Below are 22,635 nucleotides of genomic sequence, written 5' to 3' on the forward strand. Positions count from 1 at the left end.
AATGCGCGTGACGCCAGACCTGTTGCGACGATAACCCTTCGAGCGCTGTGTGCTTTTCCGTTCTTGTCCTTTTTCCACAGGTTTCTACAGGCTCTGGTTATGCCCGAATACGTCAATTGGCTGCGTCATGCTTCGCCTTACATCAATGCCCACCGCGACTGCACCTTCGTGGTCATGCTGCCCGGTGACGGGGTCGAGCACCCCAACTTCGGCAATATCGTCCACGACCTGGTGCTGCTGCACAGCCTGGGCGTGCGCCTGGTTCTGGTGCACGGTTCGCGCCCGCAGATCGAAAGCCGCCTGGCCGCCCGCGGCCTGAGCGCGCACTACCATCACGGCCTGCGCATCACCGATGCGGCCACCCTGGAATGCGTGATCGACGCGGTCGGCCACCTGCGCATCGCCATCGAGGCGCGCCTGTCGATGGACATGGCCGCGTCGCCGATGCAGGGTTCGCGCCTGCGCGTGGCCGCCGGCAACCTGGTCACGGCGCGCCCCATCGGCGTGCTCGAAGGCGTCGATTATCACCACACCGGCGAGGTGCGCCGGGTCGATCGCAAGGGCATCAATCGCCTGCTCGACGAACGCTCCATCGTGCTGCTGTCGCCGCTGGGCTATTCGCCCACCGGCGAGATCTTCAACCTGGCCTGCGAAGACGTCGCCACCCGTGCGGCCATCGAGCTGGGGGCCGACAAGCTGCTGCTGTTCGGCGCCGAGCGCGGGCTGATGGATGAGAGCGGCAGGCTGGTGCGTGAGCTGCGCCCGCAGCAGGTGCCGGCGCATCTGCAGCGCCTGGGCTCGGACTATCAGGGCGAGCTGCTGGACGCGGCCGCCGAAGCCTGCCGTGGCGGTGTGGCGCGCAGCCACATCGTCAGCTATGCCGAGGACGGTGCGCTGCTCACCGAGCTGTTCACCCGTGACGGTGGCGGCACGCTGGTGGCTCAGGAACAGTTCGAGAAGGTGCGCGAGGCGGCCATCGAGGATGTCGGCGGCCTGCTGGACCTGATCAGCCCGCTGGAAGAGCAGGGCATCCTGGTGCGGCGTTCGCGCGAGGTGCTGGAGCGCGAGATCGAGCAGTTCAGTGTGGTGGAGCGCGAGGGGATGATCATTGCCTGCGCGGCGCTGTACCCGATCGCCGATTCGGAGGCGGGCGAGTTGGCGTGCCTGGCGGTGAACCCGGAATACCGGCATGGCGGGCGTGGCGACGAGTTGCTGGAGCGCATCGAGACGCGTGCGCGGGAGATGGGCTTGAAGACCTTGTTCGTGCTGACGACGCGCACGGCGCACTGGTTCCGCGAACGCGGCTTCGTGCCCAGCGAGGTGGAGCGGCTGCCTGCGGCGCGGGCTTCGCTGTACAACTACCAGCGCAATTCGAAGATCTTCGAGAAGGCGCTTTAAGGGCTTCGCCGGCAAGGCCGGCTCCTACACGGTCACATCGACCCTGTAGGAGCCGGCCTTGCCGGCGAATGGACCTTACACGGTGTGCAGGTACCAGTTGTACTCAAGGTCGGAGATGGAGTGTTCGAACTCCTCCAGCTCGCTTTCCTTGCAGGCCACGAAGATATCGATGTACTTCGGATCGATGTACTTGGCCATGATCTCGCTGTCGTCCAGCTCGCGCAGTGCATCCCGCAGGTTGTTCGGCAGGCTCTGCTCGTTCTGCTCGTAGGAGTTGCCCACCATCGCCGGGCCCGGTTCGACCTTGTTGGTCAAACCGTGGTGCACGCCCGCCAGTACGGCTGCCATCAGCAGGTACGGGTTGGCGTCGGCACCGGCCACACGGTGCTCCAGGCGCACGGCGTCCGGCGTGCCGGTCGGTACGCGCAAGGCCACGGTACGGTTGTCCAGGCCCCAGGTCGGGGAGTTGGGCACGTAGAACTGGGCACCAAAACGGCGGTACGAGTTGACGTTCGGGCACAGGAACGCCATCGACGCCGGCAGGGTCTCGAGCACACCGCCGATCGCGTGACGCAATGCGGCGTTCTGCTCGGGATCCTCGCTGGTAAAGATGTTCTTGCCATCCTTGTCCAGCACCGAGATATGCACGTGCAGACCATTGCCCGCCTGGCCAGGGTACGGCTTGGCCATGAAGGTGGTGTCCATCTCATGGTCGTAGGCGATGTTCTTGATCAGACGCTTGAGCAGTACCGCGTAGTCGCAGGCCTTGATCGGGTCGGCCACGTGGTGCAGGTTCACTTCGAACTGCGCCGGGGCACTTTCCTTGACGATGGCGTCAGCCGGGATGCCTTGTTCCTTTGCACCTTCCAGAATGTCCTGCAGGCAGTCGACGTACTCGTCGAGGTCGTCGATCAGGTACACCTGGGTGGAGATCGGACGCTTGCCCGAGATCGGCGAGCGCGGCGGCTGCGGACGGCCGTTCACGTTCTCCTGGTCGATCAGGTAGAACTCCAGCTCGAACGCGGCGCAGATGGTCAGGCCCAGGTCGTCGAACTTGCTCACCACCTGGCGCAGCACTTCACGCGGGTCGGCGAAGAACGGCTCGCCCTCGAGCTCGTGCATGGTCATCAGCAGCTGCGCGGTAGGGCGCTTCTGCCAGGGCTCGTTGGAGAGGGTGCCGGGGATGGGATAGCAGATACGGTCGGCATCGCCGATGTCCAGGCCCAGGCCGGTGCTTTCGACGGTGGAACCGTTGATGTCCAGGGCGAAGAGGGAGGCCGGCAGGTTGATGCCTTTCTCGTAAACCTTGTGCAGGCTCGTGCGTTCGATGCGCTTGCCACGCACCACACCATTCATATCTGCAATCAGAAGGTCAACGTAGAGAACCTCAGGATGTTCCTTAAGGAACGCGTTCGCTTCGTTAAGCTGAACGGCACGCGGGGGTACCGACATGATGCAACACCTTTGTTGTTAAAAATATCAATCAATGGGGGCTTGCAGGTTCAGTCAACGCGAAAGCCCTGCTGAAGTCAAGCCAGCCCCATCATGCCCTAAAACGGCGCTGAAGCGGCATTTTTGCTGCAAATGAGGGCGTCGACAAGGCCTGCTTTGGTAGCGAGACAGCGACTTTGAGCGGGCCGTATTCTATTTTTTACAGGGGTGTTGTGTAAAAAAATGAACAAGGCTAAGCTCGGTTGCAACCCATAACAGCAATAATACCGGGGGTTACATGTCTCGCCAGCCGACAATCGGCGTCACCGGCCGCACCGCGCGGATCGGTCTGCACGCCCGCCGCACCCACGGCAGATACCGCGTGGCCGTGCGCCGCCACCTGGCCGCAATAATTGACGGCCTGGGCTGCATGCCCGGTATCGCACCCTCTTCTGTAATCGACTGCCACCACTATAGCCGGCCAGGCGGCCCAGCGGGTATTGCCCTGCGCGTTCGCCCCGTGGCAGGTGCTTTGCTTTAGCGTCGTGCGGCATCCAGAATGAGCAGGACGGCCCAGCCTGGGCGTCCTGACGTCAGTCCAGACATTTACCTCCTGAGGTATTTATGAGTAACAACCTCGACCAGCTCACCGATTGGTTGAAAGAGCACAAGATCACCGAAGTCGAGTGTCTGATCAGCGACCTCACCGGTATCACGCGCGGCAAGATCTCCCCCACCAACAAGTTCATTGCCGAAAAGGGCATGCGCCTGCCCGAAAGTGTGCTGTTGCAGACGGTGACCGGCGACTACGTCGACGATGACATCTATTACGAGCTGCTCGATCCGGCCGACATCGACATGATCTGTCGCCCCGACGAGAACGCGGTATTCCTGGTGCCATGGGCCATCGAGCCCACCGCGCAGGTGATCCACGACACCTACGACAAGCAGGGCAACCCGGTCGAGCTGTCGCCGCGCAACGTGCTCAAGAAGGTCTTGAAGCTCTACGCCGACAAAGGCTGGCAGCCGATCGTGGCGCCGGAGATGGAGTTCTACCTGACCAAGCGCTGCGAGGACCCGGACTTCCCGCTGCAGCCGCCCATCGGCCGCTCGGGTCGCCCCGAGACCGGTCGCCAGTCGTTCTCCATCGAGGCCGCCAACGAATTCGACCCGCTGTTCGAGGACGTCTACGACTGGTGCGAACTGCAGCACCTGGACCTGGACACGCTGATCCACGAGGACGGCACCGCGCAGATGGAAATCAACTTCCGTCACGGCAACGCGCTGTCGCTGGCCGACCAGATCCTGGTGTTCAAGCGCACCATGCGCGAGGCCGCGCTCAAGCACAACGTCGCCGCCACCTTCATGGCCAAGCCCATGACCGGCGAGCCGGGCAGTGCGATGCACCTGCACCAGAGCATCATCGACGTGAACACCGGCAAGAACATCTTCTCCAACGAAGACGGCAGCATGAGCCAGCTGTTCCTGCACCACGTCGGTGGCCTGCAGAAGTTCATCCCGTCGGTGCTGCCGCTGTTTGCCCCCAACGTCAACTCGTTCCGCCGCTTCCTGCCCGACACCTCGGCGCCGGTGAACGTGGAGTGGGGCGAGGAGAACCGCACCGTGGGCCTGCGCGTGCCGGATGCCGGCCCGCAGAACCGGCGTGTGGAAAACCGCCTGCCCGGCGCCGACGCCAACCCTTACCTGGCGATTGCCGCCAGCCTGTTGTGCGGCTACATCGGCATGGTCGAAGGCATCAACCCCAGCGCGCCGGTCAAGGGCCGCGGTTACGAGCGGCGCAACCTGCGCCTGCCGCTGACCATCGAGGACGCCCTTGAACGTATGGAGAACTGCAGCGCGCTGGAGCCGTACCTGGGCAAGAAATTCATCGCAGGCTACGTCGCCACCAAACGCGCCGAGCATGAAAATTTCAAACGCGTGATCAGCTCCTGGGAACGCGAGTTCCTGCTGTTCGCGGTCTGATAAACCCCGGGGCCGCAGGAGCGCGGCCGTCAGTCATCGGAGAAGCACATGAGCGTCAAGAACCCGCAAACCCGCGAGTGGCAAGACCTGAGTCGTGATCATCACCTGGCGCCGTTCAGCGACTACAAGCAGCTGAAGGAAAAAGGCCCGCGGATCATCACCAAGGCCAAGGGCGTGCACCTGTGGGACAGCGAGGGCAACAAGATCCTCGACGGCATGGCCGGGCTGTGGTGCGTGGCCGTCGGCTACGGCCGTGAAGAACTGGCCGAGGCGGCAGCCAGCCAGATGCGCGAGCTGCCGTACTACAACCTGTTCTTCCAGACCGCCCACCCGCCGGCGCTGGAGCTGGCCCGGGCGATCACCGAGGTGGCCCCTGCGGGCATGAGCCATGTGTTCTTTACCGGCTCCGGCTCCGAAGGCAACGACACCAACCTGCGCATGGTCCGCCATTACTGGGCGCTCAAGGGCAAGCCGCAGAAGCAGGTGATCATCGGTCGGGTCAACGGCTATCACGGCTCCACCGTGGCCGGCGCTGCCCTGGGCGGCATGAGCGGCATGCACGAGCAGGGCGGTACGCTGCCGGGCATCGTGCATATTGCGCAGCCGTACTGGTTCGGCGAAGGCGGCGACATGACCCCGGACGCGTTCGGCGTATGGGCCGCCGAGCAACTGGAGAAGAAGATCCTCGAGGTCGGCGAAGACAACGTGGCCGCCTTTATCGCCGAGCCGATCCAGGGTGCTGGCGGGGTGATCATCCCACCAGAAACCTACTGGCCGAAGATCAAGGAAATCCTCGCCAAGTACGAAATCCTGTTCATTGCCGATGAGGTGATCTGCGGTTTCGGTCGTACCGGCCAGTGGTTCGGTACCGACTACTACGGCCTCAAGCCCGACCTGATGACCATCGCCAAGGGCCTGACTTCGGGCTACATCCCCATGGGCGGCGTGATCGTGCGTGACGAAGTGGCGGCCGTGCTCAGCGAAGGCGGCGACTTCAACCACGGCTTCACCTACAGCGGCCACCCGGTGGCGGCAGCAGTGGCCCTGGAAAACCTGCGGATCCTGCGCGACGAGAAAATCATCGAGCGCGTTCAGGCAGAAACGGCACCGTATTTGCAGAAACGTCTGCGTGAGCTGAACGATCATCCGCTGGTGGGCGAGGTCCGTGGCCTGGGCATGCTCGGCGCGATCGAGCTGGTCAAGGACAAGGCGACCCGCACCCGTTACGAGGGCAAGGGCGTGGGCATGATCTGCCGCCAGTTCTGCTTCGACAACGGGCTGATCATGCGCGCCGTGGGCGACACCATGATCATCGCGCCGCCGCTGGTCATCACCTGCGAGGAGATCGACGAGCTGGTGGAAAAGGCACGCAAATGCCTGGACCTGACGCTCGAAGCGTTGAAGTGAGCAGGTGCTAGGCTCAGCCTTGGGTTGAATGGCGATCTGCGGCGCACTCTGGTTGAAACCGCGCCGTGGATCTTGCCAGACTAGCGACTGTTTCAGTCGCCCAGCGCTTGCGCCGAACGAGTCGGTCGCTGAACAGATGGTTTCTATAAAAAATTCTGGAGCATTACGCATGAAGAAAATGGGCAAGACGCTGTTGGCCGCTACCCTCGCGGGGTTGATGGCCGGTGCTGTTCAGGCGGACGACAAGGTGCTGCACGTCTACAACTGGTCCGACTACATTGCGCCGGACACCATCGCCAAGTTCGAGAAGCAGTCGGGCATCAAGGTGGTCTACGACGTGTTCGACAGCAACGAAACCCTGGAAGCCAAGCTGCTGGCCGGCAAGTCGGGCTACGACGTGGTGGTACCGTCCAACAACTTCCTGGCCAAGCAGATCAAGGCCGGTGTGTACCAGGAGCTGGACAAGTCCAAGCTGCCGAACTGGAAGAACCTCGACGAAGACCTGCTCAAGGCCGTGGGCGATGCCAGTGACCAGGGCAACAAGCATGCCTTCCCGTACATGTGGGGCAGCATCGGCATCGGCTACAACCCCGAGAAGGTCAAGGCCGCGCTGGGCGTCGACAAGATCGACTCGTGGGACGTGGTGTTCAAGCCGGAAAACATCGCCAAGCTCAAGAGCTGCGGCGTGAGTTTCCTCGACGCACCGACCGAAATGATCCCGGCGGCCCTGCATTACCTGGGCAAGCCGACCAACAGCAAGGACAAGGCAGACCTGAAGGCCGCCGAAGACCTGTTCCTGAGCATTCGCCCATCGGTGGCGTACTTCCATTCCTCCAAGTACATCTCGGACCTGGCCAACGGCAACATCTGCGTGGCCGTGGGTTACTCGGGTGACCTGGAGCAGTCCAAGGCCCGTGCCCACGAAGCGGGCGACAAGGTCAAGCTGGCCTACAGCATTCCGAAAGAAGGCGCCGGCACCTTCTATGACATGGTCGCGATTCCCAAGGACGCCACCAATGTCGAAGCAGCCTACAAGTTCATGGACTTCCTGATGCAGCCGGAAGTCATGGCCGAGATCACCAACGCCGTGCGCTTCCCGAACGGCAACAAGGCAGCCACCGCTCTGGTGGACAAGGACATCTCCGGCGACCCGAGCATCTACCCGTCGGATGAAGTGAAGAAGCACCTGTACGCGATCAGCGACCTGGATGCAGGCACCCTGCGCCTGATCACCCGCAGCTGGACCAAGATCAAATCGGGCAAATAAATCCGGTTTTTCCCGTCAGGCACTGAAAAACAGTGCCTGAACGGGGCTCGAGGGCAAATTCTTTTTGCTCGATGGGTGTATCGAAGGTAAGTTGCGCGCCGGTTTGCCGGTACCGCAGGCGTATCTGCCAAACGACTCGGGCACTTTTGTAGAGGACCTCCCACTTGTCTACTTCACATTTTCGCAAGGCCGTCCTGGCCACAGCGAGCCTGACGCTGGCGATCAGTGTCCAGGCGGCGCCCACGGTGCATATTTACAACTGGTCGGACTACATCGGCCAGACCACCCTTGCGGACTTCGAAAAGGAGACCGGCATCAAGCCGGTGCAGGACGTCTTCGATTCCAACGAAACCCTGGAAGGCAAGCTGCTGGCCGGTCGCACCGGCTATGACGTGGTGGTGCCGTCCAACCATTTCCTCGGCAAGCAGATCAAGGCGGGCGCGTTCCAGAAGCTCGACAAGACGCTGCTGCCCAACTATTCCAATCTCGACCCGGCCCTGATGAAGCGCCTGGAGAAGAACGACCCGGGCAACCAGTACGCGGTCCCCTACCTGTGGGGCACCAATGGCATCGGCTACAACGTCGAGAAGGTCAAGGCCGTGCTGGGCACCGACACCATCGATTCATGGGCCGTGCTGTTCGAGCCGGAAAACATCAAGAAGCTCTCCAAGTGCGGCGTGGCGTTCCTCGACTCGGCCGACGAGATGCTGCCGGCGGTGCTCAACTACATGGGCCGCGACCCCAACAGCACCAACCCCAAGGACTACGCCGACGCCGAGAAGAAGCTGCTGGCCATACGGCCCTACGTGACCTACTTCCACTCGTCCAAGTACATCTCGGACCTGGCCAACGGCGACATCTGCGTGGCCGCCGGCTTCTCCGGCGACGTGTTCCAGGCCAAGTCCCGCGCCGAAGAGGCGGGCAAGGGCGTGGAAATCGCCTACGCGATCCCCAAGGAAGGCGGCAACCTCTGGTTCGACATGCTGGCGATTCCCAAGGACGCCAAGAACGTCAAAGAGGCCCACGCCTTCATCAACTATCTGCTCAAGCCTGAGGTCATCGCCCAGGTCAGCGATTACGTCGGTTACGCCAACCCGAACCCCAAGGCTGGCGAACTCATGGACCAGAGCGTGCGAACCGACGCAGCGGTTTACCCACCGCAAGAGGTGCTGGACAAGCTGTACGTCAACTCAGAGTTACCCCCCAAAGTGCAACGTTTGATGACCCGAAGCTGGACCAAGATCAAGTCGGGCAAGTAACTATCCAGGGCCCGTCACGGCAGGGGCGGGCACCAAAATCTTGTTGGGAGTTTCACACATGGCAGTTGCCTCCGGTGCCTATAAGAAAGCCCTAGAAGGCGATCAGCAACCTAAACAGGTGCTGGTCAAGATCGACCGGGTTACAAAGAAGTTCGACGAAACCGTAGCGGTGGACGATGTGTCCCTGGAGATCAAGAAGGGCGAGATCTTCGCGCTGCTCGGTGGCTCCGGCTCGGGCAAGTCCACCTTGCTGCGCATGCTGGCAGGGTTCGAGCGCCCGACCGAAGGGCGGATCTTCCTCGATGGCGTGGACATCACCGATATGCCGCCCTACGAGCGGCCGATCAACATGATGTTCCAGTCCTACGCGCTGTTCCCGCACATGAGCGTGGCCGACAACATCGCCTTCGGCCTCAAGCAGGACCGCATGAGCAAGGACGAGATCGAGGCGCGGGTGGCCGAGATGCTCAAGCTGGTGCACATGACCCAGTACGCCAAGCGCAAGCCGCACCAGCTCTCCGGTGGCCAGCGCCAGCGTGTGGCCCTGGCCCGTTCGCTGGCCAAGCGGCCCAAGCTGCTGCTGCTCGATGAGCCGATGGGCGCGCTGGACAAGAAACTGCGTTCGCAGATGCAGCTGGAACTGGTGGAGATCATCGAGCGCGTGGGCGTGACCTGCGTGATGGTGACCCACGACCAGGAAGAGGCCATGACCATGGCCCAGCGCATCGCGATCATGCACCTGGGCTGGATTGCCCAGATCGGCAGCCCCATCGATATCTACGAAACCCCCACCAGCCGCCTGGTGTGCGAGTTCATCGGCAACGTCAACCTGTTCGAAGGCGAAGTGGTCGAGGACGCCGAGGGCCACGCGCTGATCGCCAGCCCCGAGCTCGAGCGCAAGATCTACGTGGGCCACGGTGTGACCACCTCGGTCGAAGACAAGCGCATCACCTATGCGCTGCGTCCGGAAAAACTGCTGGTGACCACCGAGCAGCCGAGCTTCGAGTTCAACTGGTCCCATGGCAAGGTGCACGACATCGCCTACCTGGGTGGCCATTCGGTGTTCTACGTGGAGCTGCCAGGCGGCAAGATCGTGCAGTCGTTCGTCGCCAACGCCGAGCGCCAGGGCACCCGGCCGACCTGGGATGACCAGGTCTACGTGTGGTGGGAAGACGACAGCGGCGTGGTCCTGCGGTCATGACAGCGCGCAAGCTCAAGCGAGCGTTTCAGCGATTGATACCCGAAGGGCGTCACCTGGTGATCGGGGTGCCGTTCCTGTGGCTGTTCCTGTTCTTCATGCTGCCGTTCTTCATCGTGCTGAAGATCAGCTTTGCCGAAGCCGACGTGGCGATCCCGCCGTACACCGAGATCTTCACCTACCTCGAAGACAAGGTTCAGCTGGTACTCAACCTGGCCAACTATGGCCTGTTGACCGAGGACGAGCTGTACATCGCGGCCTACCTGGGCTCGTTGAAGATGGCCCTGATCAGCACGATCCTGTGCCTGGCGATCGGCTACCCGATGGCCTATGCCATCGCCAACGCGCGCAAGGAAATGCAGACCGTGTTGCTGCTGCTGATCATGATGCCGACCTGGACGGCGATCCTGATCCGCGTGTATGCGTGGATGGGCATCCTCAGCAACAACGGGCTGCTCAATGCCTTCCTGATGTGGCTGGGGCTGATCGATCAGCCGCTGCAGATCCTCAACACCAACCTGGCGGTGTATATCGGCGTGGTCTATTCGTACCTGCCGTTCATGATCCTGCCGCTCTACGCCAACCTGGTCAAACACGACCAGAGCCTGCTGGAAGCGGCGTCCGACCTGGGTTCGAGCACCTTCAACAGCTTCTGGAAAATCACCGTGCCGCTGTCCAAGAACGGCATCGTGGCCGGCTGCATGCTGGTGTTCATCCCGGTGGTGGGCGAGTTCGTGATCCCCGAGCTGCTGGGCGGCCCGGAAACCCTGATGATCGGCAAGGTGCTGTGGCAGGAATTCTTCAACAACCGTGACTGGCCGGTGGCATCCGCCCTGGCGGTGGTGATGCTGGCAATCCTGATCGTGCCCATCCTGCTGTTCAACCGCAGCCAGGCCAAAGAGATGGAGGGCAGGGCATGAAGCGTTTCAGTTTCTCCAAACTGATGTTGGTGGTAGGCCTGCTGTTCATCTACCTGCCCATGCTGATCCTGGTGATCTACTCGTTCAACGCCTCCAAGCTGGTGACGGTGTGGGGGGGCTGGTCGGTGAAGTGGTACGTGGGCCTGCTCGACAACACCCAGCTGATGGGCTCGGTGATGCGCTCGCTGGAGATCGCCTGCTACACCGCGGTGGCCGCGGTGGCGCTGGGTACCCTGGCGGCGTTCGTACTGACCCGTGTGACCCGCTTCAAGGGGCGCACGCTGTTCGGTGGCCTGGTCACCGCACCGCTGGTAATGCCTGAGGTGATCACCGGTCTGTCGCTGTTGCTGCTGTTCGTGGCCATGGCGCAGATGATCGGCTGGCCGCAGGAGCGCGGCATCGTCACCATCTGGATCGCTCACACCACGTTCTGCGCCGCCTATGTGGCGGTGGTGGTGTCGGCCCGCCTGCGCGAGCTGGACCTGTCCATCGAAGAGGCGGCCATGGACCTGGGCGCGCGGCCGTGGAAGGTGTTCTTCCTGATCACCATCCCGATGATCGCGCCGTCGCTGGCGGCGGGCGGCATGATGTCGTTCGCACTGTCGCTGGACGACCTGGTGCTGGCCAGCTTCGTGTCCGGGCCGGGTTCGACCACCTTGCCGATGGAAGTGTTCTCGGCGGTGCGCCTGGGCGTGAAGCCGGAGATCAACGCGGTGGCCAGCCTGATCCTGCTCAGCGTGTCGCTGGTGACCTTCATGGTCTGGTACTTCAGCCGCCGTGCCGAAGAGCGCCGCAAGCGCGCGATCCAGCAAGCCATCGAAGAAAGCGCCGCGGACTCGTGGAAGCAGCCGGACGTGCGCCGCGCCACTGCTGCGCAGGTCTCGGCCTGATCTGAAAAAGCCATCGCGGGTCACGCCCGCCCCCACAGGTTTTGCGAACACCGCAGACCCCTGTGGGAGCGGGCGTGACCCGCGATGGGCTGCACAGCAGCCCTAGGGCACCAGCCGCAACGTCCCCTCGGTCTCCCCCGCCAACCCCATCAGCGCCCGCTGATACCTGCCGTCGATATAGTCCTGCGCCTGATCGGCATAGTGCCTGTCGAACACCACGCCGCTCTGCCCGAGCGGGTTGATGCTCAGCGCCGCCCCCGCATCGGCGAAATCGATCACGCGCCGCGTCGATGGCCCGTAGGTCACCGGCCACGGTGCCGGGCCGATTCTGGATGACAGGTTGTTCGGTACCTCATGCGCGCCCGGCGCCGCGAATGGCCCCACGTTGAACAGCAGGTTCAGCGGCTTCTGCGCACCCAGCGGGTGCCCGTGGGTCAACGTGTGCGCCTTGCCCCACTGCCAGTTCGCCGGGTCCTTGCCCAGGGTGGTGCGCAGGTGCGCCAGGGTGTTGTCCCAGGCCAGCTTGACCACCGTTTCGCGGTCACTGTGCGCGTTGCTGCCCTTGCGCGCCCACCACTGCGAATCCACGTCTGCGGCCAGGCGCGGCAGCAAGGTATCCACCATGCGCGTCGACAGCAGCGTCTCGAACCATTCGTCACCGAGCTCGTCATGGGTGGCGGCGCGGGCGAATTCGTACAGCAGCTGGTTGAACAGCGTGGCGCTGGTCGATTCCACCGGGTAGTCGCCGCGCCACGCGGCCAGTTGCTCGACCAGCTCGCGCTCGTGTACGTCGGTGACCACCTGGCGCAGTACCGACAGCAGCGGTGTGAGCAGGTGCGGGCCATAGGCGGTGGCCGTGTCCAGCTGCAATGCCTGGCTGTTGTGCAGGTCCCACTTCACGCCGGGCGAGGCCAGGTTGTTGTTGAGCTGGCGGCCGCGGTCCGGCGGGTTGTAGTAGCCGGGGATGACCATGCCGGTGGGCGACACCGGCTGGAAGTTGGCCGAGACGATGTAGCCCGCGGCGGGGTTCTCCTGCTGCGGGTTGGCGCTGAACGGGTAGAAGCCGAGCTTGTCGGCCTGGGCCGTGCTGCCGTCGAGAATGAACGCCGGGTTCACCCCATCCGGGCGGATCGGCAACTGCGCTGCCGCCCACCAGCCGATGTCGCCCTGTGCGTTGGCCCATACCAGGTTGAGGCCGGGGGCGTGGATCTTGGCGGCGGCCGCACGCATCCTTTCCAGGGTGTTGGCGCGGTTGATGTCGTAGAAGGCCTCCAGGATCGGGTTCTCGGTTTCCAGGAATGCCCACCACATCGCGATCGGCGTGCCGTTTTCATGCCCACTGACGGCGGGGTTGATGATCGGCCCGTGCGGCGAGCGGCGCAGGGTGAGGGTGAGCGGGTCTTCCCCCTTGATCCGGACCTGCTGCTGGGTGGAGGTGAGGTCGTGCCACTGGCCGTGGATCTTCACCTGTTCGGGATTGTCCGGGTTGACCTGCTCGGCGATCAGGTCGAGGTCGTCGTTCTGGAACATGGTCAGGCTCCAGCCGAACTCGCGGTTGTGTCCCAGCGAGGCGAACGGGTTCAGCGCCTGGTGGTAGCCGTACAGGTGAAAGCCCGGCGCCGACAGTTCGGCCTCGTACCACACCGACGGCACCGAGAAGCGAATATGCGGGTCACCCGCCAGCAGCGGCTTGCCACTGGCGGTGAGCCTGCCGCTGACGGCCCAGGCGTTGCTGCCCTCGAATTGCGGCAGGCCCGCATCGCCCAGCGCCTGGTGGCTGACCTGGGCGATGCGGCCCAGCCTGCGCCAGTCGGCAGCGGCCAGGTGTGGCGGGGTTTGCACCGCGCCTTCGGGGTCCCAACCCAGGTCGAAGTCGCTGAGGTAGTACTTGCCCAGGTGATCGCGCACGTAGGTCAGCAGCGGCTCGGTACGAAACGCGGCGGCGAAGCTGTAGGCCATGAACCCTGCGATGCTCAGGGTGTCCTCGGCGGTGAACGGGCGCGGCGTGATGCCCAGCACATCGAACTCCACGGGCCTGGGGTGCGAGTCCTGCCAGGCGTTCACGCCCTCCAGGTAGGCTTGCAGGGCCAGCCAGGCCGGGGATTGCCTGTCCTGGCGGGCGACCATGCTGCGCGCCTGCTCGGCAATGCGCAGGCTGCGGAACAGGGTGTCGGTCTCCACCAGCTTGGGGCCCAGTACCTCGGCCAGTTCGCCATTGGCCAGGCGCCGGGTGATTTCCATCTGGAACAGGCGGTCCTGGGCGTGCACGTAGCCCAGTGCGCGGTACAGGTCGGTTTCGTTCTGCGCCTGGATGTGCGGTACGCCGCGCTGGTCGTAGCGCACGCTTACCGGCGCCTGCAGGCCGGCCACGGTGACTTTGCCGGTGCGTTGCGGCAACTTGCTGTGGGCATACCAGTAGCCGCCGCCGGCGACGGCGGCGATGAGCACCGCAAGAAGGGTAAGGCTGCGTTTCATCGGGGCTCCTTGTGCGAGGATCGTTCCTTGCCCTGGCCGGTCAGATGTTCGGCACAGGATAGACCCTGCAACTTAACCCATCCCAGGAAGCCACGGTCCGATGAACCTCAGTGAAAAGCAGAAAATGCTCGCCGGCCAGCTCTATCATGCCGGCTGTCCCGAGCTGCAGGCCGAGCAGATCGCCAACAAGCACTGGATGTACCGCTATAACCATTCCCCCGAACTGCTCAACGAGCAGCGTCATGCCCTGCTGGTCGAGCACTTCGCCAAGGTGGGGGCAGGCGCGGTGATCCGGCCGCCGTTTCATTGCGACTACGGCTACAACATCACGCTGGGCGCCAACGTGTTCGTCAACTTCAACTGCGTGATCCTCGACGTGGTGCAGGTGCACATCGGCGATGACTGCCAGATCGGCCCCGGTGTGCAGATCCTCACCGCCGACCATCCGCGCGATCCGGCCATCCGCCGTTCGGGGCTGGAGAGCGGGCGCCCGGTGAACATCGGCAGCAACGTGTGGATCGGTGCCGGTGCGCTGATTCTGCCAGGGGTGAGCATTGGTGATGATGCGATCATCGGCGCGGGCGCAGTGGTGACCCGCGATGTGCCGGCGGGGGCGACAGCGATGGGCAACCCGGCACGGGTACGCTAGCCGGCCCAGGGGCAATAGCAGCCCACCGCCAGGGTGTGGGTGGCGTTCACGCTGCGGCCCTGGGTGAGGGCCAGCAGAATGGGCTCGATGAAGCTGTTGCTCGAATTGCACGTGGCACCCTCGCTGTAGGGGCCGAAGTAGGCGAGCTGGCCGTTGCGGTCCCAGATCGCTACCGCAGGGCTTGCCGGCAGGTGCTCGGCGCCGGGCAGATCGGCCAGTGGCTTGAGCGCGCCGAGGGTGGCGGGCAGTTGGCCGTGGGTACCGGGCTTTTGCACCACGTAGAACTCCACGCCCTGGGCGGCGAAGTGCTCGGTCAGCTCGGCCAGGTGCTGCTGGTTGCCGACGTTGCAGGGGCAGGCCGGGTCCCAGAAGTGCACCAGGCGGACGGGGCCGGGGCCGGCGATGTCTTCCGGCAGGCGCAGAGTGTCGCCGGCGAACAGTGCGGTGTGGTTGTCGAAGGGGCGCAGGTAGCGGCCCTGGAAGCTGTCGTAGGCCCACCACAGGCCGGCGGCGCAGAGGAGCAGGGTGAGGCCGGTGAGCAGGTGGCGGGGCATCGGGGGTACCAATTCTGGAAAGGGGTGTATCTTTTCGCCGGTAAGGCCGGCGCCTACGGGCGAGGGGACGGCACAGGCAACAAAAAAGTCCCCCAGCTTGCCACGCCGTTCGCAACAGATGAATATCACAGGTCAATCCTTTGCCCCGTTGTTGGTAACTTCCATGCCCGCGTCATTCCAGCCCGACTCCCTGCGTGCCAGCCTGCAACCGCTGGCCGCGCGTCAGCCGTTGTCGACCCAGGCGCAGGCGTACCGGCATTTCTACAGCCTGGACATCCCCGGCGTCGACAGCTGGCTGGGGCGTTTCGACACCGCAGGCTTCGAGCTGGTCGCCCAGGTCTGGCTGCCCGCCGCGCCTGTGGCGACGCTGGTATTGCTGCACGGTTTCTACGACCACATGGGCCTCTACCGCCACGCCATCGAATGGGCTCTGGCCCGGCAGTTCGCGGTCATCGCCTGCGACCTGCCGGGCCATGGGCTGTCCAGTGGCGAGCGCGCCAGCATCGATGACTTTGCGGTGTATCAGGACGTGCTGCAGGCGCTGTTCGAGCAGGGCCAGGCGCTGAACCTGCCGCAACCCTGGCACCTGTGCGGGCAGAGCACCGGCGGCGCCATCCTGGTCGACCACCTGCTGCACCACGGCGCGCACAGCCCGGCCCAGGGCCAGGTGATCCTGCTGGCGCCGCTGGTACGCCCGCGTGCGTGGCGCTGGTCGAAATTCAGCTATCAGGTGCTGCGCCACTTCGTCACCGGCATCGAGCGGCGCTTCAGCGACAACAGCAACGACCCGACCTTTTTGCCGTTCCTGCAGGCCGACCCGCTGCAGCCGCGGCGCCTGCCCACCGCCTGGGTCGGGGCGCTGATGGCGTGGGTCAAACGTATCGAGGTGGCGCCATGCAGCCCGCGCCAGCCGCTGATCGTGCAGGGGCAGGCCGACATGACTGTGGACTGGCCGTACAACCTTGAGGTACTCAAGGCCAAGTTCGCCGAACCGCAGATTCTGCTGATGCCCGAAGCCCGCCACCACCTGGTCAACGAACTGCCGGCAATACGCCGAGACTACTTTGCCTTCATCGGCCAGCGCCTGGGCTGATCACTGCAGGTCCGAGGTGCTCTGACCGACCGCCAGGCCAGCCCGGATTGCGGCCAGGGCGGCGGCATAGTACGCCTTGCCTTCGGGCGATTCGGCAAAGCTTGCAAAGGCATCGAGTTCGGCATCCGACAGCCCGCGATACACATACAGCAGGGTGTTGTTCAGGTCGGCCTCGATCTGCTGCATCAGGCGCTGGCGCTGCCCGTCGAGCAGGCCCTGGGCCTGGCTGCCACCGAGCAGGCCGGGGATCATCTGGCTCAGGCTGTCGGCCGCCACCCCGGCAATCGCCAGGCTGACCTCGGCACCGGCCTCGCGGGCCGGCAGGGCCTGGGCCAGGTGGCCGATGATCAGCAGGCGGCTGTCGCTGGCCTCGATCTTGGGCAGGCCCTTGGCATTCTTGGCCAACTGGTCACGGCGGGTGGCCAGCAGCTCGGCCGCCACGATCTTGCGCCCCAGGGGGGATTGAAAAAACGCCAGCGCAGGCTTGGGGTCGCTGAGGTTGGCGCGCAACTGGGCTTCGGCGCGGCGGTCGACGGCGGTGGGTTCGAAACGCTGGTTGCTGTTGTTCACCAGGGCCTGGAAGACTGCAGGCGGCAGGCTGCTGCGATAGCGCTGCTGGGCGGCATCGAGGGCATCGGTGAAGTGGGCGCGCTGCTCCGGCCACCCGGCAACCTTGTACAGTTGGTCGTGGGTATCTGCCAGGACAGGCGTGGTGCAGATCATCAACAGCAGAAAAAACAAACGGCGCATTCAGGACTCCTGTCGGCAGGCCGCTATTGTCCGTGGCCCGGCGGGGCTTTGTCGAGACGCCAATGCACACTCTCGGCCAAGTGGCGCTGTCGGTTTTGCTGGCAGCTCGATACTATGCGCGGCATGCAGATATCCCTTGATCACCCCTTGCTGTCGCGCATCGTCGACGACCTGGCCACCCGTGGCTGGTCGCAGCACGACCTGTTCCTGCCGGCCCCGCTGACGCGGGCACTGGCGGCCGAGTGCCGCCGCCGCGCCGCCGAAGGCGAACTGGCCCCTGCGGGGGTCGGGCGAGGGCCCGCGCAGGAAGTACGCGAAGGTATTCGCAACGACCATATCCAGTGGCTCGAACCCGGTGACTCGGACGCCTGCGACCAGTACCTGGGGTTGATGGACGGCCTGCGCGAAGCGATGAACCGCGGCCTGTTCCTGGGCCTGGAAGACTTCGAGTGCCACTTCGCCCTGTACCCGCCCGGCGGCTTCTACCGCAAGCACCTGGACCGCTTTCGCGACGACGACCGGCGCATGGTCTCGGCGGTGATCTACCTCAACGAAGACTGGCTGCCCGAACATGGCGGGCAGTTGCGCATGACCCTCAAGGACAATGTGGAACACGATGTGCAGCCGACCGGCGGTTGCCTGGTAGTGTTCCTCTCCGGCGAGATCCCCCACGAAGTGCTGCCGGCCAACCGCGAGCGGTTGTCGCTCACCGGCTGGTTCCGTCGGCGCGGCAACGAGCCCTTCTAGCATGCACAAGGTTCTGGTCAGCGCCTGCCTGTTGGGGCAGCCGGTGCGCTATGACGGTCGCGCCAGCGGGTATCCGGATGTGCTCCAGGGCTGGCAGCGGGAGGGTCGCGTGGTGCCGTTGTGCCCCGAGGTCGCCGGCGGTCTGCCGACCCCGCGGCCACCTGCGGAAATTCCCGGTGGGCAGGGCAGTGCGGTGCTGGAGGGCCAGGCCCGGGTGGTGACGGTAGCCGGCGAGGACGTGACCGCGCCGTTCGTGCAGGGCGCGCACCTGGCGCTGGCACTGGTGCAGCGCCACGCCATAAGGGTGGCCGTGCTCAAGTCGGGCAGCCCGTCCTGTGGCAACCGGCTGACCTATGACGGTACGTTCAGCGGCACCAGGGTGGAAGGTGAGGGCGTGACCACGGCGCTGTTGCGCCGGGCCGGGGTGCAGGTGTTCAGCGAACTGGAGCTGGACGCGGCCGTGCAGGCCCTGGATGCCCTCGACGCCTAAGGTGCGTCGGTGTCCACGGCAGCATCCGCCGCCTCGGTGTGGGTCTGGGCCTGGGGCTCGACAGCGGGCCGCGCCGCCTGCTGCGCCAGCTCGGTCATGCGCCCGTTGTCCTTGATGCGCTGCAGGGCGGCGTTCAAGGCTTTCTCGAAGGCCGGGTTGTCCTTCTGGAAGGGCATCACATAGCGTTTGTCGTCGTCACCGTCGGTATAGGGTTCGCTGACACCCAGGCGCTGCTTGAGCTCGGGGCTGGCGGTGATCTGGTCCAGGGCGATGTCGTAACGGCCGCTTTCCACACCGTCCAGCAACTCGTCATGGTCGACGGGCACGAACTCCACCCCTACATCCAGCTCCTTGGCCAACGCCTGGCCCAACCCGATCTCGAAGCCGGTCCACTGGCCTTGCTTGCGGATATTGGTCGAGGAATCGGCGCTGATCGCGATACGCAGTTCATTTCGATCGTTGACCTCGTCGATCAGCTCGGCATGGGCCAACGGGGTCAGCAGGGCCGTGAGCAGTACCCCAATAGTCAAACGCATCTAAGCCCCTTTCCTGGTCTTTGGCAGTGAGTCCGGTCGCCGCGACTTTTTGTGTGTGTCGCGGTCGAACAGTGTCTAGGACCGCACTTGGCCGAGGATGTTAGATGCCAGGGAAGATTTTTCCGTGGCGTTTTTTAAAGCTTGCCTTGGCGCAATTGATCTATCGTAATGAACCGTTGCCCTGGTATTCAGGGGTAAGGGTTACCGAAGTAAATCACAGGAGAAGTGAATGAAAAGCCTATTTTCGCGTGCTGCCGTCGCTGGTTTGTTGATGGGCGTGTCCGCGCTGGCCGCCGCCGAAGGCCTGGTGAGCCAGGCACCACCCAAGGATGCCAAGGTATTCATCGTTTCCCCGGCCGATGGCGCCACCGTCGACAAGACCTTCACCGTCAAGTTTGGCATCGAAGGCATGGAACTCAAGCCGGCCGGCGACGCCACCCCGCATAGCGGCCATCATCACCTGCTGGTGGACGTCGACAAGGCGCCGGCTGCCGACCAGGTGCTGCCCACCAGCCTGATGCCGGAAAACGGCCAGCCGCTGCCCGCCGGCCCGCAGGTACTGCACTTTGGCAAGGCGCAGACCGAAACCCAGCTGACCCTGACCCCTGGCAAGCACACCCTGCAACTGGTGCTGGGCGACAAGTTCCACGTGCCGTTCAAGCCAAGCGTGGAATCGAAGAAGATCACCGTGACCGTGAAGTAAATCGCGGGCATGAAAAAAGGCGACCCGAGGGTCGCCTTTTTCATTTGGATCGGCGTTGCCGGCGAAGCGTTTAGAACAGCACGCGCGAACGGATGGTGCCGTTGATGTGCTGCAGCTTCTCTTGCGCCAGGTCCGAGTACTCGGCATCGACGTCGATCACCACGTAGCCGACCTTCTCGTTGGTCTGCAGGAACTGACCGGAGATGTTGATCGAGTTTTCCGCGAACACCTTGTTGATCTCGCTGAGCACGCCCGGAATGTTCTGGTGGATGTGCAGCAGGCGGTGCTTGCCCGGGTGCGCCGGCAGGGCCACTTCAGGGAAGTTGACCGACGACACGGAGGTACCGTTGTCGCTGTACTTGACCAGCTTCTCGGCCACTTCCAGGCCGATGTTGGCCTGGGCCTCGGCGGTGGAGCCACCGATGTGCGGGGTCAGGATCACGTTGTCCAGGCCACGCAGCGGGCTTTCGAACTGCTCGTCATTGGAGCGCGGCTCTACCGGGAACACGTCGATGGCGGCGCCGATCAGGTGCTTGTCCTTGATCGCGGCGGCCAGGTGGTCCAGTTCGACCACGGTGCCACGGGCGGCGTTGATCAGGATCGCGCCCTTTTTCATCGCGCGGATTTCCTTCTCGCCGATCATCCACTGGGTGGATGGCAGCTCAGGAACGTGCAGCGAGACGATGTCGGCCAGGCCCAGCAGCTCGTGCAGGCTGGCGACCTGGGTCGCGTTGCCCAGCGGCAGCTTGGTCAGCGGGTCGAAGAAGAACACCTGCATGCCCAGGCTTTCGGCCAGTACCGACAGCTGGGTGCCGATCGAGCCGTAGCCGACGATGCCCAGCTTCTTGCCACGGATCTCGAAGGAGTTGGCCGCGCTCTTGATCCAGCCGCCACGGTGGCAGGAAGCGTTCTTCTCGGGGATGCCGCGCAGCAGCAGGATCGCTTCGGCCAGTACCAGCTCGGCAACCGAACGGGTGTTGGAGTAAGGCGCGTTGAACACGGCGATGCCGCGCTCGCGAGCGGCGTCCAGGTCGACCTGGTTGGTGCCAATGCAGAAACAGCCGACAGCGACCAGTTTCTTGGCGCAGTCGAAGACCTCTTCGGTCAGCTGGGTGCGAGAGCGAATGCCGATGAAGTGGGCATCGGCGATCTTTTCCTTCAGTTGCGCATCCGGCAGGGAGCCGGTGAGGTATTCGATGTTGCTGTACCCGGCGGCCTTGAGGACGTCCACGGCGGATTGGTGGACGCCTTCGAGGAGAAGGAACTTGATCTTGCTCTTATCGAGAGAAGTCTTGCTCATCTGCGTAAACCTGTGTCCCGGAGAAAAATGGCAGGGAAAGAAGCGCTCGCAGCATCGGCTTTCGGCACGATCTGCGGGGGTGCGTATGCTAGCATAGGCACCCCTGTTTACGCCCATCCCTGGCACGTGAAACGTGCTCAGGGTGACCATGAATTGTTCGAGAGTTCTGTAGATGACCGATCGTGCGCTGTTGGATGAGCTGATGACCCTGGTTGAGCCTGGAAAGGTCCTGACCGACGCTGCTTCACTTGATGCGTACGGCAAGGACTGGACCAAGCATTTTGCTCCAGCCCCCCTGGCCATCGTGTTCCCCAAGAGCACCGAACAGGTTCAGGCCATCGTGCGCTGGGCCAACCAGCGCCAGGTCGCCCTGGTGCCGTCGGGCGGGCGCACCGGCCTGTCGGCTGCCGCAGTAGCTGCCAATGGCGAAGTGGTGGTGGCGTTCGACTACATGAACCAGATTCTCGACTTCAACGAATTCGACCGCAGCGTGGTGTGCCAGCCTGGCGTGATCACCGAGCAGCTGCAGAATTTTGCCGAGGACAAGGGCCTGTACTACCCGGTCGACTTCGCGTCGGCAGGTTCCAGCCAGATTGGCGGCAATATCGGCACCAATGCCGGCGGTATCAAGGTGATTCGCTACGGCATGACCCGCAACTGGGTAGCTGGCCTCAAGGTCGTGACCGGCAAGGGCGACCTGCTCGAGCTGAACAAGGACCTGATCAAGAACGCCACCGGCTACGACTTGCGCCAGCTGTTCATCGGCGCCGAAGGTACCCTGGGCTTCGTGGTCGAGGCCACCATGCGCCTGGACCGGGCACCCAACAACCTCACCGCGATGGTGCTGGGCACGCCTGATTTCGACTCCATCATGCCGGTGCTGCACGCCTTCCGTGGCAAGCTCGACCTGACCGCCTTCGAATTTCTTTCCGACAAGGCCCTGGCCAAGGTGCTGGGCCGCGGTGACGTGCCTGCGCCGTTCGAGACCGATTGCCCGTTCTACGCGCTGCTGGAATTCGAAGCCAGCACCGAGGAAGTGGCCAACGAAGCCCTGGCCACCTTCGAGCACTGCGTCGAGCAGGGCTGGGTACTGGACGGCGTGATGAGCCAGAGCCAGCAGCAACTGCAGAACCTGTGGAAGCTGCGCGAGTACATCTCCGAGACCATCTCGCACTGGACCCCGTACAAGAACGACATTTCGGTAACCGTGTCGAAGGTGCCGGCGTTCCTCAAGGATATCGACGCGATCGTCGCCGAACGCTACCCCGACTTCGAGGTGGTGTGGTACGGCCACATCGGCGACGGCAACCTGCACCTGAACATCCTCAAGCCCGACGACATGAGCAAGGACGAGTTCTTCTCCCGTTGCGCGGTGGTCAACAAGCAGGTGTTCGAGACGGTAGAGAAGTACAACGGCTCGATTTCGGCCGAACACGGCGTGGGCATGACCAAGCGTGACTACCTGACCTACAGCCGTTCGCCGGTCGAGATCGAGTACATGAAGGCAGTGAAGGCGGTGTTCGACCCCAACGGGATCATGAACCCGGGCAAGATCTTCGCCGTCGAGTGAACCCAGCAGCGCCAA

General features: G+C 63.7%; 20 protein-coding genes. 14 read left to right on the plus strand and 6 right to left on the minus strand.

What is annotated here, in order from left to right; all coding sequences use genetic code 11:
• The first annotated feature begins 99 nt into the window (after positions 1–99).
• Positions 100–1,398, plus strand: a complete 1,299-nt coding sequence (argA, locus tag B4I46_RS23525; protein WP_043863422.1) for an amino-acid N-acetyltransferase — start codon at positions 100–102, stop codon at positions 1,396–1,398.
• Positions 1,399–1,473: 75 nt separating this feature from the next.
• On the opposite strand, the gene B4I46_RS23530 is transcribed toward argA, so the two are convergent.
• The gene (locus B4I46_RS23530) at positions 1,474–2,850 is read right to left on the minus strand and encodes a glutamine synthetase family protein (RefSeq protein WP_043863423.1); all 1,377 of its coding nucleotides are present in this window, start codon (positions 2,848–2,850) and stop codon (positions 1,474–1,476) included.
• A 603-nt stretch (positions 2,851–3,453) separates the two neighbouring features.
• On the opposite strand from B4I46_RS23530, the gene B4I46_RS23535 reads away from it, so the two are divergent.
• The 7 genes from B4I46_RS23535 (at position 3,454) to B4I46_RS23565 (ending at position 11,753) form a co-directional block, all read left to right on the plus strand.
• Positions 3,454–4,812, plus strand: a complete 1,359-nt coding sequence (locus tag B4I46_RS23535) for a glutamine synthetase family protein (protein ID WP_043863424.1) — start codon at positions 3,454–3,456, stop codon at positions 4,810–4,812.
• A 48-nt stretch (positions 4,813–4,860) separates the two neighbouring features.
• The gene (locus B4I46_RS23540; protein ID WP_043863425.1) at positions 4,861–6,219 is read left to right on the plus strand and encodes an aspartate aminotransferase family protein; all 1,359 of its coding nucleotides are present in this window, start codon (positions 4,861–4,863) and stop codon (positions 6,217–6,219) included.
• A 169-nt stretch (positions 6,220–6,388) separates the two neighbouring features.
• Positions 6,389–7,486: a polyamine ABC transporter substrate-binding protein gene (locus tag B4I46_RS23545; protein ID WP_043863426.1), complete on the plus strand. Its 1,098-nt coding sequence runs from the start codon at positions 6,389–6,391 to the stop codon at positions 7,484–7,486.
• A 164-nt stretch (positions 7,487–7,650) separates the two neighbouring features.
• Positions 7,651–8,745 (plus strand): polyamine ABC transporter substrate-binding protein, encoded by a 1,095-nt coding sequence (locus B4I46_RS23550; RefSeq protein ID WP_116052398.1) that lies wholly within the window; start codon positions 7,651–7,653, stop codon positions 8,743–8,745.
• Positions 8,746–8,803: 58 nt separating this feature from the next.
• Positions 8,804–9,946, plus strand: coding sequence for an ABC transporter ATP-binding protein (locus tag B4I46_RS23555; protein ID WP_043863428.1), 1,143 nt, complete (start codon positions 8,804–8,806; stop codon positions 9,944–9,946).
• Positions 9,947–9,981: 35 nt separating this feature from the next.
• The gene (locus B4I46_RS23560; protein ID WP_173925095.1) at positions 9,982–10,863 is read left to right on the plus strand and encodes an ABC transporter permease subunit; all 882 of its coding nucleotides are present in this window, start codon (positions 9,982–9,984) and stop codon (positions 10,861–10,863) included.
• Positions 10,860–11,753 (plus strand): ABC transporter permease subunit, encoded by an 894-nt coding sequence (locus tag B4I46_RS23565; RefSeq protein ID WP_043863430.1) that lies wholly within the window; start codon positions 10,860–10,862, stop codon positions 11,751–11,753. Before B4I46_RS23560 ends, B4I46_RS23565 begins: the two co-directional genes overlap by 4 nt.
• Before the next feature lie 102 nt (positions 11,754–11,855).
• Here B4I46_RS23565 and B4I46_RS23570 read toward each other — a convergent pair whose 3' ends face one another.
• Entirely contained in the window at positions 11,856–14,228 is a 2,373-nt protein-coding gene (locus B4I46_RS23570; protein ID WP_286902114.1) for a penicillin acylase family protein, read from the minus strand.
• Positions 14,229–14,328: 100 nt separating this feature from the next.
• Here B4I46_RS23570 and B4I46_RS23575 point away from each other — a divergent pair, with 100 nt between their 5' ends.
• Positions 14,329–14,877 carry a sugar O-acetyltransferase gene (locus B4I46_RS23575; RefSeq protein ID WP_043863432.1) on the plus strand — a complete coding sequence of 183 codons (549 nt, stop codon included), beginning with the start codon at positions 14,329–14,331 and terminating at the stop codon, positions 14,875–14,877.
• Here the strand turns inward: B4I46_RS23575 and B4I46_RS23580 are convergent.
• On the minus strand, positions 14,874–15,431 hold the full coding sequence (locus B4I46_RS23580; protein WP_043863433.1) for a DUF6436 domain-containing protein: 558 nt from the start codon (positions 15,429–15,431) through the stop codon (positions 14,874–14,876). The genes B4I46_RS23575 and B4I46_RS23580 overlap by 4 nt on opposite strands.
• A gap of 163 nt (positions 15,432–15,594) precedes the next feature.
• Between B4I46_RS23580 and B4I46_RS23585 the strand changes: the two genes are divergently transcribed.
• A complete protein-coding gene (locus tag B4I46_RS23585) occupies positions 15,595–16,524 on the plus strand; it encodes an alpha/beta hydrolase (protein WP_043863434.1) in 930 nt (309 codons plus the stop codon).
• Here the strand turns inward: B4I46_RS23585 and B4I46_RS23590 are convergent, their stop codons facing one another.
• Positions 16,525–17,274 (minus strand): DUF2059 domain-containing protein, encoded by a 750-nt coding sequence (locus B4I46_RS23590; RefSeq protein ID WP_043863435.1) that lies wholly within the window; start codon positions 17,272–17,274, stop codon positions 16,525–16,527.
• 114 nt (positions 17,275–17,388) lie between these two features.
• Between B4I46_RS23590 and B4I46_RS23595 the strand changes: the two genes are divergently transcribed.
• A complete protein-coding gene (locus B4I46_RS23595; protein ID WP_043863436.1) occupies positions 17,389–18,021 on the plus strand; it encodes a 2OG-Fe(II) oxygenase in 633 nt (210 codons plus the stop codon).
• A gap of 1 nt (position 18,022) precedes the next feature.
• The gene (locus B4I46_RS23600) at positions 18,023–18,511 is read left to right on the plus strand and encodes a DUF523 domain-containing protein (RefSeq protein ID WP_286902124.1); all 489 of its coding nucleotides are present in this window, start codon (positions 18,023–18,025) and stop codon (positions 18,509–18,511) included.
• Here the strand turns inward: B4I46_RS23600 and B4I46_RS23605 are convergent.
• Positions 18,508–19,047 (minus strand): transporter substrate-binding domain-containing protein, encoded by a 540-nt coding sequence (locus B4I46_RS23605; RefSeq protein WP_043863438.1) that lies wholly within the window; start codon positions 19,045–19,047, stop codon positions 18,508–18,510. The genes B4I46_RS23600 and B4I46_RS23605 overlap by 4 nt on opposite strands.
• Positions 19,048–19,276: 229 nt before the next feature.
• Between B4I46_RS23605 and B4I46_RS23610 the strand changes: the two genes are divergently transcribed.
• Positions 19,277–19,750: a DUF4399 domain-containing protein gene (locus tag B4I46_RS23610; RefSeq protein WP_058541763.1), complete on the plus strand. Its 474-nt coding sequence runs from the start codon at positions 19,277–19,279 to the stop codon at positions 19,748–19,750.
• 70 nt (positions 19,751–19,820) lie between these two features.
• On the opposite strand, the gene serA is transcribed toward B4I46_RS23610, so the two are convergent.
• Positions 19,821–21,050, minus strand: coding sequence for a phosphoglycerate dehydrogenase (gene serA, locus B4I46_RS23615; protein WP_043863440.1), 1,230 nt, complete (start codon positions 21,048–21,050; stop codon positions 19,821–19,823).
• A gap of 172 nt (positions 21,051–21,222) precedes the next feature.
• Here serA and B4I46_RS23620 point away from each other — a divergent pair, with 172 nt between their 5' ends.
• Positions 21,223–22,620, plus strand: a complete 1,398-nt coding sequence (locus tag B4I46_RS23620) for an FAD-binding oxidoreductase (RefSeq protein WP_043863441.1) — start codon at positions 21,223–21,225, stop codon at positions 22,618–22,620.
• Positions 22,621–22,635: the final 15 nt, after the last annotated feature.

This window comes from Pseudomonas sp. UBA7500 (assembly GCF_002478435.1).
In the GTDB taxonomy this organism is placed as follows: Bacteria; Pseudomonadota; Gammaproteobacteria; order Pseudomonadales; family Pseudomonadaceae; genus Aquipseudomonas; species Aquipseudomonas palmensis.

What these genes read in the sequence shown, in the direction of transcription:
- argA (WP_043863422.1), top strand. Translation starts at nt 100, where the DNA reads ATGCCCGAATACGTCAATTGGCTGCGTCATGCTTCGCCTTACATCAAT.
- B4I46_RS23530 (WP_043863423.1), bottom strand. Translation starts at nt 2,850, where the DNA reads ATGTCGGTACCCCCGCGTGCCGTTCAGCTTAACGAAGCGAACGCGTTC.
- B4I46_RS23535 (WP_043863424.1), top strand. Translation starts at nt 3,454, where the DNA reads ATGAGTAACAACCTCGACCAGCTCACCGATTGGTTGAAAGAGCACAAG.
- B4I46_RS23540 (WP_043863425.1), top strand. Translation starts at nt 4,861, where the DNA reads ATGAGCGTCAAGAACCCGCAAACCCGCGAGTGGCAAGACCTGAGTCGT.
- B4I46_RS23545 (WP_043863426.1), top strand. Translation starts at nt 6,389, where the DNA reads ATGAAGAAAATGGGCAAGACGCTGTTGGCCGCTACCCTCGCGGGGTTG.
- B4I46_RS23555 (WP_043863428.1), top strand. Translation starts at nt 8,804, where the DNA reads ATGGCAGTTGCCTCCGGTGCCTATAAGAAAGCCCTAGAAGGCGATCAG.
- B4I46_RS23565 (WP_043863430.1), top strand. Translation starts at nt 10,860, where the DNA reads ATGAAGCGTTTCAGTTTCTCCAAACTGATGTTGGTGGTAGGCCTGCTG.
- B4I46_RS23570 (WP_286902114.1), bottom strand. Translation starts at nt 14,228, where the DNA reads ATGAAACGCAGCCTTACCCTTCTTGCGGTGCTCATCGCCGCCGTCGCC.
- B4I46_RS23575 (WP_043863432.1), top strand. Translation starts at nt 14,329, where the DNA reads ATGAACCTCAGTGAAAAGCAGAAAATGCTCGCCGGCCAGCTCTATCAT.
- B4I46_RS23580 (WP_043863433.1), bottom strand. Translation starts at nt 15,431, where the DNA reads ATGCCCCGCCACCTGCTCACCGGCCTCACCCTGCTCCTCTGCGCCGCC.
- B4I46_RS23585 (WP_043863434.1), top strand. Translation starts at nt 15,595, where the DNA reads ATGCCCGCGTCATTCCAGCCCGACTCCCTGCGTGCCAGCCTGCAACCG.
- B4I46_RS23590 (WP_043863435.1), bottom strand. Translation starts at nt 17,274, where the DNA reads ATGCGCCGTTTGTTTTTTCTGCTGTTGATGATCTGCACCACGCCTGTC.
- B4I46_RS23595 (WP_043863436.1), top strand. Translation starts at nt 17,389, where the DNA reads ATGCGCGGCATGCAGATATCCCTTGATCACCCCTTGCTGTCGCGCATC.
- B4I46_RS23600 (WP_286902124.1), top strand. Translation starts at nt 18,023, where the DNA reads ATGCACAAGGTTCTGGTCAGCGCCTGCCTGTTGGGGCAGCCGGTGCGC.
- B4I46_RS23605 (WP_043863438.1), bottom strand. Translation starts at nt 19,047, where the DNA reads ATGCGTTTGACTATTGGGGTACTGCTCACGGCCCTGCTGACCCCGTTG.
- B4I46_RS23610 (WP_058541763.1), top strand. Translation starts at nt 19,277, where the DNA reads ATGAAAAGCCTATTTTCGCGTGCTGCCGTCGCTGGTTTGTTGATGGGC.
- serA (WP_043863440.1), bottom strand. Translation starts at nt 21,050, where the DNA reads ATGAGCAAGACTTCTCTCGATAAGAGCAAGATCAAGTTCCTTCTCCTC.
- B4I46_RS23620 (WP_043863441.1), top strand. Translation starts at nt 21,223, where the DNA reads ATGACCGATCGTGCGCTGTTGGATGAGCTGATGACCCTGGTTGAGCCT.